This is a genomic window from Pseudoalteromonas sp. MQS005, assembly GCF_001661605.1.
GTDB classification, from domain to species: Bacteria; Pseudomonadota; Gammaproteobacteria; order Enterobacterales; family Alteromonadaceae; genus Pseudoalteromonas; species Pseudoalteromonas tetraodonis.
This window is the reverse complement of sequence record NZ_LYRQ01000040.1, coordinates 1-16,778: the sequence shown is the minus strand read 5'-3', so window position 1 is coordinate 16,778 and position 16,778 is coordinate 1. Positions and strand designations below refer to the sequence as shown.

Here is a 16,778-nt window from a genome sequence, read left to right as displayed (position 1 = left end):
TAAATATGATTCTATCTATTAGGGTAATGAATTACTCCTGATAGCATGCTTAAACGACATTACTGTCACTCAATTAACCCTAACTAACTCATTTAATTGAGTCTATACACTCAAGCTTGGCAGAATTCCAAAAAAGGAGACAAACCATGGCAACACAGAAAGTAATTTTAATTACCGGCGCATCGAGCGGCATTGGCGAGGCAACCGCTAAAACATTAGTTAATAATGGCCACAAAGTGATCTTAACCGCACGCAGCAAAGATAAACTCAATAAACTAGTTGACGAGTTAGGCCATGAAAATGCATTTAGCGTTTCAGCCGATGCCACTGAATTTAATGAACTTGAGAATGTAGTGAGTAAAGGCGTTGAAAAATTTGGTCGATTAGACGCGGCATTTGCTAACGCAGGCATGGGTGTGTCATCACCTGGTACAGAGAATGGCGATCCTCAAGAGTGGTCAGCCATGGTTGACCTTAATATTAAAGCACTAATGTGGACCGCTAAACTCACTTTGCCTCATTTACGTGAAAACCAAGGGCATTTCATTTTAACCAGCTCTGCAGCAGGACGAAGACCCATTGATGGCTCTATTTATGGTGCGACTAAATGGTTTGCCCATGGCTTTGGTCAAAACCTCGCAGAAGAAATGAAACCATGGCATGGCCGTTGTACAACCATAGCCCCAGGCATGGTGAATACACCATTTTTTGATGAAGCAAAACCAGATAAGCTCGACCCTCAAGACGTGGCCGATGCGGTATTATTTGCCATTGAAGCTAATCAGCGTAATAGCGTACGCGAAATCTATTTAATGCCCACCAACTAATAATAAAATATAAAGGCCAATGTTTATTGGCCTTTACTATAAAAGTGCTTAACTGGGCTTTGTTCAAATCACTATTTACTCAATCAATAAAAAGTCACTCATTGAAACGCCGCTTACCATGCTAAATCATAACTTTATGTCTATTATATAAAGAAAGTAATTCAATAACTGGAACCCATTTAATGGCTCCCAATAAAACTAATAATATGCCAGCTCATCAATATGTTACTAATGACCCGTTGCATCAACTTTTTGATGCAGTCGATTCTATTTCAGTACAAGGTTACGATGAGCAACGACGTGTTATTTATTGGAATAAAGGCAGCGAATTACTTTATGGGTATACACACCAAGAAGCCATTGGCAAAAAACTCGAAGATTTAATTATACCCGCGCCAATGCGAGAGCCCGTTATTAAAGCGCATAGTAATTGGATTAAGTATGATATTGAAATTCCCGCATCAGAACTCATACTCAGCCATAAAAATGGCAGTGATGTAGCTGTATTTTCAAGCCATGTTATGTTTACCAATCAGTACAATACCAAACAAATGTACTGTATTGATATTGATCTGTCTGATGTTCACAAAGCACAAGCAGAAGCCGTCTTTAATGCCACCATGCTCAAAACTTTATTTGAGGCAATTCCTGATTTATTTTTTGTACTAGAGCAAAATGGCACTATTACTGACTACCATGCAAATAATGAAAACGATTTATATATTTCACCTAACCAGTTTATTGGTAAAAAAATGGTGGATGTATTACCTGAAAAAGTAGCGCAAAAGTTTCAGGTTCATATAGAAAAAACGATAACACAAGACAGTATGGTCAGTTTTGAATACGAATTAAGCATGCCTGAAGGCGTAATTTATTACGAAGCGAGATTGCGTTTACTGCCCAAAAAAAACCAAATTATGGTGATTATTCGTGATATTAGCGAACCACACCGCTCCGCTGAACTAATTCGCCATCAGGCCCACTTTGATAGTTTAACCGATTTACCTAATCGCTTTTTATCCCTAGACCGCTTATCACAAATATTACTGGAAGTACAAAAGAGCCACGAAAAAGCCGCGGTGTTCTTTTTAGATCTTGATGACTTTAAAAAAGTGAATGACTCTTTAGGCCATGAAGTGGGCGATGAACTATTAATTGCGGCAGCAGCAAGATTACAGCAAACACTTAAAAAAAGTGACACAATAGGCCGATTGGGCGGCGATGAGTTTATTGTTTTAATATCCAATTTAAATGATGAAAACGATGCTTTAGTGATTGCTGAGCGGTTACTTCAAGCATTTAGGAAACCCTTTAAACTTGTAGGTAGAGACTTAATACTGACATTAAGTATTGGGATTGCTATTTCCCCTAAGGATGGCACCTGCGCCTCGGTGTTGTTACGAAATGCCGACACCGCTATGTATCAAGCAAAAACCATGGGGCGAAACACGTCCTCTTTTTTCACCCCACAAATGAACGTCGCCATGCGCCGCCGCTTTGAAATAGAAGAGCAAATGCATGGTGCACTGGAGCGTAATGAATTTGAGCTTTATTACCAACCACAAATAGATGTAAAAACAAACACCATCGTTGGCGCTGAAGCCTTGCTTCGTTGGCATAATATAGTGTTAGGGGAAATCACACCAGATGAGTTTATCCCAATTGCAGAGCAAACCGGCTTAATTACGCCTATTGGTGTATTTGTTCTTCAACAAGCCTTACGCTTTTTAAATGAATGGCAATCAATTAACAAGCAAAACTATACCATGGCGATTAATTTATCACCGCGCCAATTCAGAGACCCTGAACTGGTCAATATAATTAAACACACTCTACATAAAAATAGTATTAATAATGAATGTTTAGAGCTGGAAATTACCGAAGGGGTGCTGATGAATAGCCAAGCGTCAATTCATGATGCCTTATTGCAAATTGATGAGCTGGGCATAAAACTGTCAATGGACGACTTTGGCACAGGGTATTCATCATTAAATTACTTACGAGAATACCCTTTTGATGTGCTAAAAATTGACCGCAGCTTTATTACTGGCATAACAGATAACAAGGCAGACTGTAATTTAGTGAAAGCGGCCATAGCTATGTCACACAGCCTAGAAATAAAAGTAGTGGCTGAGGGGGTAGAAACCAAAGAGCAGCTAGATTTACTCAACGAGCTAAACTGCGATATTGCTCAAGGATTTTATTTAAGTAAGCCCTTGCCGGCCGCCAAGCTGCTCAATTTTTCATTGCGTTACTTAAAAGCACTTTAGTTAAAAAGTGCTTTTATAGTTATGTTTTAGCTCATGATTTTAAAGAGTAAATCGCGCACAGTAGCGGGCTCAAACGGTTTGTCACATATTGCGTCCACACCCGCTTGAGCAATATTAGCTAAATGGGTATCGTTAGCTTCTGAGCTCACCATCAAGATTGGAATATGCGAGTACGCATTCGATTGCCTTACCGTTTCAGTTAATTCTTTACCATCCATTTCTGGCATATTGTAGTCAGTAACAATTAAATCAAATGATTGGCTGTTTAACATTTCAATTGCTTGTTTACCGTCTTCGGCCTCTACCGGTGCTGGAATTCCCATCCCCGCTAGCACTCTTATTATGTGTTTTCGTGCAAAACGGCTGTCATCAACTACAAGCACTCTAAGAAGCGTCACATCAAAGTGCTCTAGTTCCACTTCTTGCTCGCTAATAATATCTAAAGTAGCTTTAAGCGCTCGGGTTATTTCGTCGGCACTAAACGGTTTAGGTAAAATCGCTAATACCCCCGATTGCCTAAGTTGCTCTAAATGGCGCTTATTACGCTCGCTCGATACCAACATAAATGCCTGTTGCTCGGTATTACTATTACTGCGTATTGCCTGTAATAAAGAATCAGCTGTGCCATCACTTAAGTACATGCTGCTAATGACTAAATCAGGGTGATAATTTGATAAAGCAGCCAGCGCGTTTTCTTTAGTGCTGGCCGTTTCAATTTGTGTAACACCGCACTGAGCCAGTGATTTTTTTATTAGCTTTTGTTGAACTTCAGAAGGCTCAACTAATAAAATAGATAAGTTGGCTATTGCCGTTAAATCACTCATTTCAATCCTGTTAATATTAATTCTATAATTTTTATAACGCTCATTATAAAGTAATAACTTACAAGAAAAAGCTAAAACAGCAACAAAACAGCTTGTTTACCCAAACTCAACACACTCAGCTTAAAAACGGTAGTTTATGCCCGCATAATAACGTCTTCCCGAATAGCTTGAGTTTAATAACCGAGACTCTGTATCGTTACCTAGGCGCTTTACCGACTCAGATTTAGTTAAATTAATAACTGCAGCGGTCAAACTCAAATCCTCTAATAAATTAATCGAAGCATTTACATCAACTTGCTCGTATGGGTCTTGGTATACATTTAAGCCGCTATTTAAACCCAACACAGTTTCACCGCGTTTATTATAAGAAGCTCGAATATTAAAGGCATCTCCCTCATAATATATCGAGGTATTGTATTGATACTTAGCACTGCCTATTAGTGGCGATTTACCAAACTCTTTACCATCCACTTCTACATCGGCTTTATTGGTTTTGTTATAAGTGTAGTTTGCATAAAAACCAAAACCACTATCAAAGGCATGCTGTATAAATACTTCCGCCCCTTTAGATACGGCATCAGTGCCATTACCTACTGTGCTATATGGCGATATAGTAATATTTCCTGCCTCAACAATGCCCTCTTTACCAGCAAAATCTTGTTTTACATCAATGACTAAGGGTACAACAAAATTATCAACAGTTTTATGAAACAGCGCTAAACCAATGGCAGAGCCTTCGCTGTAGTAATATTCAATAGATAAATCAGCTTGCACCGACTCAAATGGCTTTAAGTTTTTATTACCGCCACTGCCACTAAAACCCGGAATTTCATTAAACTCAGCTCTATCGTCTGCCCACTCATCTGAGACAAACGTGATGCGTTGTTGTGCGCCTAAATCGGCATAATCAGGGCGAGACATCACTTTCGCAACCGCGCCTCGCACCACTACATCATCACTTATATCCCACGCAATATTAAAGCTAGGAAGAATTTGAGTATCGGTACTCTCTTGAGTAATAAGTTGATAGTCTTCAACAAATCGATCATCTCCCGTTACCGGCTCGCCGCTGTCATCATCAGTATGATCTAATAAATAAGTATATAGGTCGGTTGATGATGTCATGGTTTTAGTGCGCACCACACGCACCCCTAAATTACCTCGCACGCTATTAAACTCAAAGTCACCTTGCAGATAAAACGCCGCTATTTGCTCTTCAATATCATAAATAAAGTTATCTTCTTTGCGTGTATACGGCACATAATGACTGGTCACAATGTCACGATATTTTTGCCAATCAATACCGGGCATTTGGTTTATATTAAAACCACCAGCAATGTTACCTTCGTTAATAAACACATCTTGTGCTAGTGGCATACCGTTATTCCACTGATAACTGTCAAAACGTGTGATCCCCCCCTCGCTGGCTTCTCCTGCAGCAATATCAAAATTAGGATCTAAAAAGAAGGTATTACCGGTTTCGCGATGCAGTGTAGCTTCTCGGTACTTTACGCCGGTTTTAATTGTTCTTAAAATGCCCCAATCGGTATAAATATCAAAGTCAGCTTGGTAGTAATCTTCTTCGAGTTCACTGCGTACAAAACTTGAATTTGACGAGCCCGGATCGCGACCGCCTCCCACGCCATTAAGTAGGTTTGCTAGCGTATTAGGGTCTATATTTAAACTAATATCGTTTTCATTAATTTGCCAACCCGCTGTTTGCGATGCATTTTCTATACGGCTTTCATTTTCACCGGCGTTTGAACTTTTATACGCCGCTTCCCAACTCTCCTTTGGCCCGCCTTCAGAGCGCGTATTGCCCGCCACAAAACGGGCTTTAAAATAATCGCCTTCATAGGTTAAATTAAAATCAAAGGTGTCTGAGGTCGACTCTTCACGTACATAACGGCCTCGCATCCACGGCAATTGCATATCATTCTCTGCGCCACTCGCAGCTGCATCAAATTGCATCCCATTGATAATAGTGCCCGACTCATCCAAACTTACATCGGTTAAAAAGTCAGGATTTAAAGACCATTCAGGTATATCAATCACCGACTCTGTTCTATTTTTATCAAGTGAAAATCCAAAATAGTTAAAGCCAATTTCAACACGGCTGGTTGGGCGCCACTGCGTGCTAAATTGCACCCCTTCTCGCTCACGTAATTCGTTTACAATTGAGCCACGAACCACTTGAGGAAACCAAACATCGTTATAATTATTACCCTGAGCATCACTTATTGAGTCCCACTGATTATTGTTTTCAACCAGCTCGCCATTGGTATCTACCGGGTTATCACCGGCAAAGCGCCATACGTTTGCATCTGTGCCTCCTGAGAGAGTTCGGTTAGTGCGTTTTTGTGAGGTATAACCAAACAACATGCCAAAGGTATCAGCCTCGTTCTTCCAAGAATAAAGCGCGGTTAACTGCGGCTCAGATTCTTCAGTCACATCGGCATAGGTGCTTTCAATGTTAATTACCCCAGAGTTTGCCTCCATACTCAGCGGTTTACGACTATGCATTAATACCGTGCCGCCTACGCCCCCCTCATCTAAACGCGCTTCTGGCGATTTATACACTTCCACGCTTTCAATCATGGCTGAGGGCAGTAATGCATAATCAAATGAGCGAGACGGCTCACCTGGTGATGACGCAATAAAATTACCATTTAGCTGAGAAAAGGTTAGCTCAGATGATAACCCCCTAATACTTACCGATGAGCCTTCGCCTCCGTCACGGTCAATCACCACGCCAGGTACGCGTTGTAATGAATCAGCGACATTTTTATCAGGAAACTTACCAATATCTTCTGCTGTTATGGCATCAACCACAGAGCTCGATAAACGCTTTATATCTAAATTAGCCGCCATACTGGAACGAATACCACGCACCTCAATGACTTCCATATCTTTGCTTTTTAATGTTTTATCTTCTGCTTCATCAGCATATGCATGATTGACAACAGATAGAATAGACACGCATAGCGTTGATTTAATAAAAAGTGGAAGAGAGTGATGTGCAGCGTGGGTTATCCGATGAGCGGTCATAGTTTTAACAGTTCCATTTAAAATACAGTTAATACTTAAAGATGAGCGTACCGGCTAAAGTTGATACGAAAAAAGTAGCTGTATTTTACACAACCAAACTTAATAGTTTGTTAATGTAAACTGATAAGTAACTGAATAAACTATCAAAAAATAGTCAATTCGAATAAAGGTAGGAAGTTAAGCAGCAAAATTGCTATTTAGCTGCTTATTAAAAGAGCATAAAAAAGGAATGACGCGATTAAACAGCAATACACCGTTATTTTTTATCACTAATAGCCTGAATATAATAGCCTAAACTCGCATGAGAAAGTTCTCCCATATGACTGGTAACTAACTCACCTTGGCTATTATAAAACAAAGTGGTTGGTAAGCCCGCAGCACCTGATTCGCGACTCACATTACTACTTTGATCAAAAAACACATGATTTAGGTCGAGTTGCTGTTCATCAAGGAACGCTTTTACCGTGTGTAAGTCTTCGCCTTGATTGACAAACGCCACTGTAATGTTTGGATTATTTTTTTGAGCCGCTTGCAGTACCGGCATTTCTTTTCGACACGGCGGACACCAAGACGCCCAAAAGTTAATCACCACCGGCTTACCTTTGAAGTTTTGTAAGTTAACTTGCTGCCCTTGAATATTATGCACAACAGACTGCGGTAACTGCACACCCGTTTGGTAAATAGACAGCGCAAAATTAGGAATAATCATTGAACAAAAACCAACAAACCCAGCAATAGCATAGTTTTTCATTACCGCTTTTTTACCACGTGCATAAAATGCTAAAACCACTATACCGCTGAGCCAGCCATAATAACCAATAAAGCCGCCATCGCTAATATTAAAAAGCTGCCACCAGTTACCTTGATAGGCATCCCACATAGTAAACACAAACGCTAACCGCGAGACTAAAAAGCCCACCACAATTGCTTTAAAAACAGTGTCTAAAGTCGCTTTTTGTAATGGATGTTGGCGTGTCAATAAATAGGTAAGCCCCCAAAAAATGCCTAACCCTAAAAAAATGATCAACTGTGAAATGGAAATAACCAAAGGCCCAAGAGAAATACTTAACATTGCTGTCGTCTACTTATAATGTATTTTAGTACTTAAAATAACCGGTACATAGTGTGAATTAAAGGCTAACAATAACATAGCCTAAGCTGTACTGATTATTAATAACGCATAATAGGTTATGTATACCAGCAGCAATACAAAACCTATTTACCTAGTTAACCTTGTTGCTGTATGTACTCCAACGCAGTCATTTTTTTATAACTTACATTTGAGTGCAATACATGAGTAGGTTCAGGATCAACAATTTCAATAGGAATAGCGTAATTACGTGCAATCTCTAATGCCATTTGGGTAATATTAACGCTGAACGAAGTACCCATAAACACCATTTTATCGGCATCAATCATTCGCTGCTGCGCTTCAGTAATGCGGTATAGCTCGGTGTAATATTCATCAAATAACAACACAAAGGGCTTTAAAGAATGATTAAGCTTTGGCTGATGGTTTTCAATATTGAATAACGCAAGTAGAGAGCGATGTAAGTTGCTCTCATCAACATTACTCCATAGCGTAGCTTGTGGTGTAACTTTATCACCTTGATGATGAAATACAGTCATTTGATCAAGCCGACCATGAATCGCAATGTAATTTTTATTACCCGCCTTACCATCTAGCCCATCAATATTTTGAGTTATTAAGTTTTTATCACTAAGCCAATGATGCACTTCGTTAGGACCATGATGACGATAAGTTGCAAAGCGATGATAATACCAAGCTAAAAACTCACTTGGATTATTTTCATACATTGCACGTGTCGCCATTTCCATTGGCGTATAGTTTTTACTACCAATAGTCCAAAAGCCATCTTCACCGCGAAAGGTGGGAATACCGCTAGCAGCACTTACACCTGCTCCAGTAATGTATAATGTATTCATAAAGTCATCTCTTATATTCAATAACCCTATAATACTTTATAAGATTGTATATTTGTGACCTTTACTCTTTAGCTATTAAATTATTTAAGCTTCGGCCATTTAGCTGAAAATAAAGTTGGGCACCAAGAAAGCTCTTTATATTTTTAATTTCGCTCAAGAGCACTTTAAATCCTTTTTTAATTGTATGTGGGAACTATGCCAAAAATAAACAATAACTAATTAGTTACAATGCACTTAGCTTTCTCAGAAAAACATATAATTAATCTACTAATTAAGTAACTAGCCCATTAACCTCACATATTTTTCTGCCAGCTCATCTATAGTTTCTCGGTGATTAGGGTCAGGCTTTATACAATCAATGGGGCATACGCTCACGCACGTTGGCTTGTCGTAATGACCCACACATTCGGTGCATTTATCTGAATCTATTTGATAAATTTTAGCGCCCATATAAATGGCTTCATTTGGGCACTCGGGGTCGCACATATCACAGTTAATGCATTTATTATTTATGAGTAGAGCCATTTTTTAGCCTTTTCAATTAATATCATTATAAAACAGAAAGATAAGTAAAAACAAAGGTGTGTAAAGGCTAACTTTTGTGCAGTTCTAGTTTAATAAAAAACCGCTATTTTTCATTAAATCGTAACACAAATTAGTAACACAAATTTTTATTTTTGGGTGTAAATTACAGCCGCGAATTATGCCTATCTTTCTCTGTTGCTTTGTTGATCTTAATCAATAAAAATCGCCGCAAGGCCTTTATTTATATAGGTTTAATCAAAGTGAAAAAATCACTATCAACCCTTACCAAAGCTCAATACACGAAAGCGAAACTAGAATGGAAGCAACTTAAATCGCCATTTTCTATGCAGCACATAAATCGCTGTGTTATTTTGGCCTCTCAAATCATCTTTTTTGAGGAAAAAGAAAAATCAAAACAAGAGGTTAAGAAACAAGATACAAAGCGATTATCGAAATATGAGGCACAACACAATCTTCGTCTTATATTTACCCTATCTGGAACAGTATCTTTTTATTCAGCTTTCCCTAAATCATCTGGCATAGCTAATACCAAGTTAGGTGAAGCACCAGAATTAACAATAGCAAAAGCACGTCAGCTTACTGATCAAATGAAATATGGTATTTTAAATAATCATAATATTAAAACTGTGTTTGATGCTTATGAACAAAGCTTAATAGAGCGTCATAACACCGCACCCACTAAATTTGCAGCTTCATCGCTCAGAACATATCAATGCAGAATAAAAAAGCTCAGGCATCATTTCCCACTTAAGCGTGCGTTCCAATCCCTTACAGCTGGAGAGTTAGAAAAGATTGTAGATTTAATTATCAAGACAGAGTCCAATAACCAGGCAATCGAGCTTTTTGCACAGATTAGAAGAGTATGGCGATTTGCTAAGAACAAATTTAACTCAGGTAAAAACCCAGCAGCTGATATCGATGACTTTTACGTATCTGACCGTGTAGAAAGCCCTCGTCCTTGCCAAGTTTATACTGACTTAGATTCAATAGCTGAATTGTGGATAAACCTTGCATCTGCACCAAATGTACATCAAAAAAATGCAGCTCGATTCATGATTTTGACAGGTATACGCCCTATTAATATTCCACAAATGAAGTGGGAGTGGCTCAATAGTATCGACTTCCCAACATTAATTACCTTTCCGGCATCTGTTGTCGGAGTTCGCGGAGAAATGAAAAACCAAAAAGAATATAAATTGCCCTTAACCAAAGCCATGCGCGCCATTATTTTAGAGCAGAGAGGCTGGATGGAAAATGCACTCCCTAACTGTAACCCTGATCACATATTTCTTCAGCCTCGCGATCTTAACAAACCATTTGCTAAAAGGTCGCTGGACAAAATCATCAAAGATTACTCACCTGTTGATGCAGTTAAAGGAGACCTAAGAAATATTGTAATGAAAGGCTCTGCAGGTGCATTTTGCACAATGTGCCGAAGCTTTTTTAAATCCAACGCAAAAGCGATTATGGTTGCCAACGGCTATCATTTTAAACATGCAGAGGAACTCACCAGACTCGCGCTTCATCACCTCAGAAAAGAGGACGATCCAAACGGCTTGAATTATGATAAATCTGAAGAGCTATTTGGCACTACAACAAAGCTAAAATTTAATGTATTCAAAATTCATGAAGCAAGTATTTTAAAAAGAGCCAAAGAACTCGAAAGCCAAAAACTCAGACTCACAGGTATGCAGAGTAAACAGGCTAAAAACCTTAAAGAAAACAACCAAAAGAAAGCCCTGAGAGATAGAATTAAAGCTCATTTAGTTCATAAAGGCAGCTATGTGAACTTCATTAATCAACCACTTGGTGATACGGGTAGAATAGCAAAAGATTTGATCTTAACCGAAGAAGGAAGAGCTGTCGTTGAGAGATATTTAAGTGACCAAGAAGCCAAAGCAAAAAATAATTAAAAAAAGTTTAATTTCGACTTACCAAAGTTTTTGTAAAAAAAATTAATTTCATATCATTGCCTTATTAGAGCGATACCTCATCAGTTATTTGATGATTTTAACTTTTTTAAGGCTTATATATTAATGGCAATATCAGTATTAAATTCAATAAAACCATGTGAGGTCACGATTAAAAGTCGTGACCTTTGCATGGCTGAATTTAATGCATTTAAGCCACCGTACAATGACGAGTCAATGGAAGAGCTAGCCAGTCTTGCGACTATTATATTGGCGCAAGAAAAAGGAAGAAGACTTTCAAAGTATCAGCTTAAAGATCAAATAAGAATTGTATTCCAACATGATGGCATTATTAAATTTTTTACTCATTTTAAAAAAGAACATGGAATAAAAAATATCAAGCTTGGTGATTCTAATGATATGAGTTTTTCAGCAGCGAAATTAAAAGCGGCCGAAATATACAAAAAGAACACCTCTAATTTCACATTAGAATTTGTAGTGAGTAAACAAGTAGAAAACTTACAGGCAATTAATAAACATAGCCCTAGCAAGTTAGCTGAAACCACAGTAACCACATATACCTCTTACCTTAATGCAATTCAAAATGCATTTGGTAAAAATACGTTATTTCAGACTATTACGCCTGAAATAATAGAAGCAACGCTTGACCGACTACTAACAGAGAAAAGTGGTCCGCATGTGGCTAAGCTATTCGAGCAGATGAAAAAACTGTGGGTATTCGCAAAAAATAAATATAATAATGGCACTAATCCATTCCTAGAAATAGACAATAATTATATATCTTCTCGAACGGCGAAGCCTATTCCTTGTAAGGCCTATACTGATATATCTCTTGTTTCTCAGCTATACATAAACCTAAAAACAGCTAAAAATAATACATTAATAAATGCCGTACTACTGATGATGTTTACTGGGCTAAGACCCATAAATATTTGCAACCTTCATCTATCGTATATAGATGATTTAGATAACCCTAAGTTTTTGACGTTTCCTGAAACAACTCATACCACTCGCGGTGCTATGAAAAACCAAAAAGAGTTTAAAATACAACTTACATCCGAAATGAAAAAAGCGATACAACAAGAATTAAAATTAAACCCAGACAGAAACCGCACATACTTATTTTGTAATGGTAAAGACGGCTCAAAACCCATCAGTAAAGAGAGTTTAAACCGAGCACTTAAGTATCATGCACCAAAAGGCATGGTGGCGGCCCCGCGAGATAACATAAATATAAAAGGATCTGCCGGAGCATTTCCAACACTACTGCGCAGCTTTTTAAAATCACATATGAAAGAAGTGCTAACTAAAAAAATTGGGTCATCAACAATTGCTGAAATTGAATCTAAAAAAATGTTACATCACTCTGTTTCAGAACATGATCCAATGAGTAAACATTATGACCACTCCAATATATTATATAACACTGATATAAAAGCACTTTACAAAAACTTTAACCTATTTGAGAAGGGAATTCTTAACGAAGTTAAAAAGCAAACTAAGTTAAGAAAAAAAACAACTCAAAAATCATTTTTAAAATTAGATTGTTTTAATAAGGTTGCTGCCAAGTTAAAAAGTACAACAAGTACTTATTCCACTATCTGGAGTAATATAGTTCAGCTACCCCAAAAGCTTAAAAAGAGCCGTCCTTTGCAAATATTAGAGTAGCGTTTACTTAAAGCTATATAACTTTGTCTTTGCTTACAAACCCTATAAAGAGCTTTTACTAGGCGGTGCAGACTGATTTCTTATAAAAGCGGGGATATCAAAAATATCAGATGCTTTTGGCTTAGTAGCGACTACTTTAGAGCTTGACTCACTTTTATTGTCATCGAGTATCATTTTTGAACTCGCGCCCGTAGCAATAACTAGCAGCTCATAACTGGTTGCTAAGCTTTCTATTTTTGACACACCACAAATAACCAAAGCATTAGGACTTACCTGCTGACGCACTGTATCGGTAATGAGGTTGTAACTGCCCAATGAAATTTCTTCCTTACAATTTACTTGTATTATCACACCAGTACTTGACGACATATCAACCTGATTAACCAGTGGGTTATTGAGTGCACTATCAAGTGCAGTAGTGAGCTCGCTCTCATCATTACACTTGCCTACGCCAAGTACAGCATCGCCTTGGCAATCCATAATTTTCGCAAAATCATTTAAATCTACGTTTATTAGGCCTTGAAAGCACAGCATATCGATTAATGATTTTATGAGTGAATGGAGTATTTGGTTTGAATGTTTAAACGCATCGAATAATCCTATATCGTTACCAAGCACCTCAATCAGTTGATCGTTTGGGAGAGTAATAACCGCATTAGCATGCTCTTTGAGTTCATTTAGGCCAGTTTGCGCTATATTGCCTCTAAACTCGCCTTCACTACTAAATGGCAATGTAGCAACAAATATAATGGGCTTACCTTGCTCACTAGCAAGTTGTGCAATATACGGGCTAGCGCCAGTCCCAGTACCGCCACCCAACCCTGTTGCACACAGAATTATATCGCAGCCATTAATAAGCGTTAAAAGCTGCTCTTTACTCTCTTCTGCTGCTTGCAGCCCAACTTTAGGGTCTGCTCCGGCACCATACCCATGTGTGAGCTCAGCACCTATTAGTACCGCTTCATCACTTTGCGTATGCTCAAGTACTACTTTATCGGTATTAACACTGTACAAGTGCGCCTGTTCAGACTCGCGTTGCTCAAAAATACTGTTCAGCGTATTACAACCGCACCCACCAATACCAAATACACCGATTGATAAACCATCATTTTGCTGAATTAATTGAAACATAACTTAATCACTCCTTAACTTTTAAAGGAGCATAGCAAATAGGTGCGTCAAATTTTGACGCACCTAAACGTTTAAAATCAATTAAAGGTAGTTTGCAGTCGCCGCTTTAAGCTTTGTAGTAATTCTTTGCCGCAGCTTTTCAGGTTTAATAACCTCGAGCCAATGAGCACATTTAAATAACTCATCGGTTAACTGCTCGGTATCAATCGTCTGGTAGGTCAGTAATACGTTTTTATCGTCAATCTGCTGCTTATCAGTCAGATCGCCAAGCTCAATAAAACCTTGATTAACCGTAGAATGAATAGGTACTTTTACAATTAACTCAATCGCTTCTTGCGACATGCCTTTGTTAATCGCACTACGTAACGACTTTAACTGCTCAGTGCTTGGCTCTCGTCGTGTTTTTTGCAAAATGTGTACATTGCGCATACGGTAAACCGGCATTTTATAGCACTTATCGTGAAGCGTCCCCACCATAAACTGCGCCATTAACACACCGCCTTGCTCAACTAAGTTATAAAAACTCAACTCAGCAAATTTTAGCCAATGTGCCTCATCATAAAGTACTCTATAAAGATCAGCGCTCACTGCACGCTTATACTTAATCGCATGCTCAATTTGCTCAATTAACTGAGTATCAATATTCATTTTTAATAAAGGCCTAGGCAGTGTTGAGAGCCAATCAGGCACATAGCCATTAAAACGTTTAAGAGCCTGCTCTGCTTTAATATGAACTGAGCGTTTAACATCACTGGGAACTGATTGCGGTAGTAACTGCTCTAACAGCAAGTAATGTTCAGCCACTTCACTGCCCATTACTTTTGCGTTACCGCCTCGCCACTGCGCGTTAATAGACCAACCATACGGTTTGCTCCGCGTGTCTTTTTCAAGCCCAAAACAACCCTGCTCGTATAGTGATTGAAGATCTCTCTGTAGCATGCGAATTGAAATATCAAAGTCACGTTCAAGCAATTTTTGCTGCAAGTGATGGGTCGAGATAGAGCTTGGCGCTATTGGCACAAGCTCTAAAATTGAAAAGTGACGGTTTGAAATCATTTCATATCATTTAGTTAGTAAATAACGGTAACCTTTCTGAATGGGTTCTATTAATTATAATACTGTAACGAGAAGATAATTCATTTAGCATTTACTATAAATAGCTCACGATGTTCACTGACCACCCTGCTTTCACTAGACAGTTTTTGATCTCGATATCTTCATTCATGTGTGACACCCAAATAACAGGCTAAAATTAAGCGAAGCTAAGAGCCCGTTGTTTTGGTTCTTGTTGTTTAGCTTTTTATCATAGCGGGATCTTACATTCCCAACACAAAGGCTCGAAATCGAAAGCCTTTTCCATTTCGCTAGTGTTATATATGGATAACTTTGGATTATCTATAGCATTTGCAACAATAGCTAAACGCCATTGCGGATCAGCTGACTTAGCTCGCTCATTTTTGGAAAGGAAAAAGCGTTGCTCATCAAGTGACGTTCCTTTAACTTCGATTTTAAGAACAGTCTTATCTTTTTCGGCAAATAAGTCATAACCACAATTGTCACTCTGGCGGTCTGATATAGAGTACCCCTGATGCTCATAATGTGTTATTACATAACCAATAGCCGCAAGCTCGACCTTTTTACGTTTCTTGGAATCGGGGAAGCTGCTGGAAGTTACCTTTACTTCATAATTTTCTTCTGCCGATAGAAATAGTATTCCGTCAACTTCTTCAGCTGTACGATGTTGACGATGTTTTTCGATGGTCTTGGGGTCTTGTGAATATTTATCTGCCTTATATTTACCCAGCAATTTCCAAGCATTCACTCCCTGTTTTAAATAGACAGGTACATACTCCTGCTGATCTAAAAACAACCTAGCATTTTTTTTTATATTAGGACCGCCGCCTACAACAATAACTTCTGGCGCCTCAGGGTTTAGCTCCGTTGTAATGGCTAAGCCTTTCACAACATTGTTCTTGGTTCGAATATAAGAATCACCGCCAGCCAACTTTTCAGCAAGTTCAGGTGTCGTTAAAATGCTCACTCGGTTTCCTTCTTGATATTTAAAGATGATAATTTGATAGTTCTTTCATCGCGAATATTTCTGCGAGCCTAAGACTAATCTATCTAGTTCCTGTAGCTTAGAAAACAACCTAAGGTATTACTATAACATAGCCTTCTTAAGCTTTTTTAAAGTTAAATGGAACAGAAAGAGCGCGCTGCTCATTTTCATGAACATACGAGAAAAGATTAACTTGGTCAATCAATTAACTCTCATATTTAGTCAACCTTATTGTCGCCTAATCGCTCCAGTCCGAACTTCCTCAAAGTGTCAGTCTATGTCTGATAAGCTAAGGCTGATCTGCTTTAATCAAACAGGACACTTTAATAATGGAATATAATCCAATTATTGAGGTGTTAAATGACAAAACGAATAAGCAGAATTTAAACAAGAAGCTGTGGCATTGGTAACCGAGAAAGGTTACAGCGTACCTAAGGCAGCAGCGTCTTTAAGTATCACAGATAAATTACTTTATAACTGGAAAGCTAAAGTTGAAGCAGAACAATCTGGTGCCAGTTTGAATGCTG

Annotated in this window: 12 protein-coding genes and 1 pseudogene; 5 read left to right on the top strand and 8 right to left on the bottom strand. The window is 38.4% G+C overall.

Going from position 1 to position 16,778, the window contains the following annotated elements; translation table 11 throughout:
• Positions 1–146 precede the first annotated feature (146 nt).
• Positions 147–827 (top strand): SDR family oxidoreductase, encoded by a 681-nt coding sequence (locus tag A9479_RS13785; RefSeq protein ID WP_064663719.1) that lies wholly within the window; start codon positions 147–149, stop codon positions 825–827.
• A gap of 182 nt (positions 828–1,009) precedes the next feature.
• Positions 1,010–3,097: a bifunctional diguanylate cyclase/phosphodiesterase gene (locus A9479_RS13780; RefSeq protein WP_064663718.1), complete on the top strand. Its 2,088-nt coding sequence runs from the start codon at positions 1,010–1,012 to the stop codon at positions 3,095–3,097.
• Positions 3,098–3,123: 26 nt separating this feature from the next.
• On the opposite strand, the gene A9479_RS13775 is transcribed toward A9479_RS13780, so the two are convergent.
• The 5 genes from A9479_RS13775 to A9479_RS13755 all read right to left on the bottom strand — a co-directional run bounded on the left by A9479_RS13775 (position 3,124) and on the right by A9479_RS13755 (position 9,441).
• Entirely contained in the window at positions 3,124–3,921 is a 798-nt protein-coding gene (locus tag A9479_RS13775; RefSeq protein WP_064663717.1) for a response regulator, read from the bottom strand.
• Positions 3,922–4,041: 120 nt separating this feature from the next.
• The gene (locus A9479_RS13770) at positions 4,042–6,969 is read right to left on the bottom strand and encodes a TonB-dependent receptor (protein WP_064663716.1); all 2,928 of its coding nucleotides are present in this window, start codon (positions 6,967–6,969) and stop codon (positions 4,042–4,044) included.
• A gap of 256 nt (positions 6,970–7,225) precedes the next feature.
• Positions 7,226–8,041 (bottom strand): TlpA disulfide reductase family protein, encoded by an 816-nt coding sequence (locus A9479_RS13765; protein WP_064663715.1) that lies wholly within the window; start codon positions 8,039–8,041, stop codon positions 7,226–7,228.
• 155 nt (positions 8,042–8,196) lie between these two features.
• Positions 8,197–8,916: a Sir2 family NAD-dependent protein deacetylase gene (locus tag A9479_RS13760; protein WP_064663714.1), complete on the bottom strand. Its 720-nt coding sequence runs from the start codon at positions 8,914–8,916 to the stop codon at positions 8,197–8,199.
• A 279-nt stretch (positions 8,917–9,195) separates the two neighbouring features.
• Complete coding sequence (locus A9479_RS13755) at positions 9,196–9,441, bottom strand: YfhL family 4Fe-4S dicluster ferredoxin (RefSeq protein WP_058155766.1); 246 nt, start codon at positions 9,439–9,441, stop codon at positions 9,196–9,198.
• Between the two features lie 260 nt (positions 9,442–9,701).
• Here A9479_RS13755 and A9479_RS13750 point away from each other — a divergent pair, with 260 nt between their 5' ends.
• On the top strand, positions 9,702–11,375 hold the full coding sequence (locus A9479_RS13750; RefSeq protein WP_064663713.1) for a hypothetical protein: 1,674 nt from the start codon (positions 9,702–9,704) through the stop codon (positions 11,373–11,375).
• Positions 11,376–11,498: 123 nt separating this feature from the next.
• Entirely contained in the window at positions 11,499–13,061 is a 1,563-nt protein-coding gene (locus tag A9479_RS13745) for a tyrosine-type recombinase/integrase (RefSeq protein ID WP_064663712.1), read from the top strand.
• A gap of 42 nt (positions 13,062–13,103) precedes the next feature.
• Here the strand turns inward: A9479_RS13745 and A9479_RS13740 are convergent, their stop codons facing one another.
• From A9479_RS13740 to A9479_RS13730, 3 genes are all read right to left on the bottom strand, one after another.
• Positions 13,104–14,192 carry a cell division protein FtsZ gene (locus tag A9479_RS13740; protein WP_064663711.1) on the bottom strand — a complete coding sequence of 363 codons (1,089 nt, stop codon included), beginning with the start codon at positions 14,190–14,192 and terminating at the stop codon, positions 13,104–13,106.
• A gap of 81 nt (positions 14,193–14,273) precedes the next feature.
• Positions 14,274–15,248: a YafY family protein gene (locus A9479_RS13735; protein ID WP_231893573.1), complete on the bottom strand. Its 975-nt coding sequence runs from the start codon at positions 15,246–15,248 to the stop codon at positions 14,274–14,276.
• Positions 15,249–15,495: 247 nt separating this feature from the next.
• Positions 15,496–16,233 carry a DUF3883 domain-containing protein gene (locus tag A9479_RS13730; RefSeq protein ID WP_064663710.1) on the bottom strand — a complete coding sequence of 246 codons (738 nt, stop codon included), beginning with the start codon at positions 16,231–16,233 and terminating at the stop codon, positions 15,496–15,498.
• A gap of 406 nt (positions 16,234–16,639) precedes the next feature.
• Here A9479_RS13730 and A9479_RS20215 point away from each other — a divergent pair.
• Positions 16,640–16,778 (top strand): annotated as a pseudogene (locus A9479_RS20215) (transposase); the annotation flags it as partial.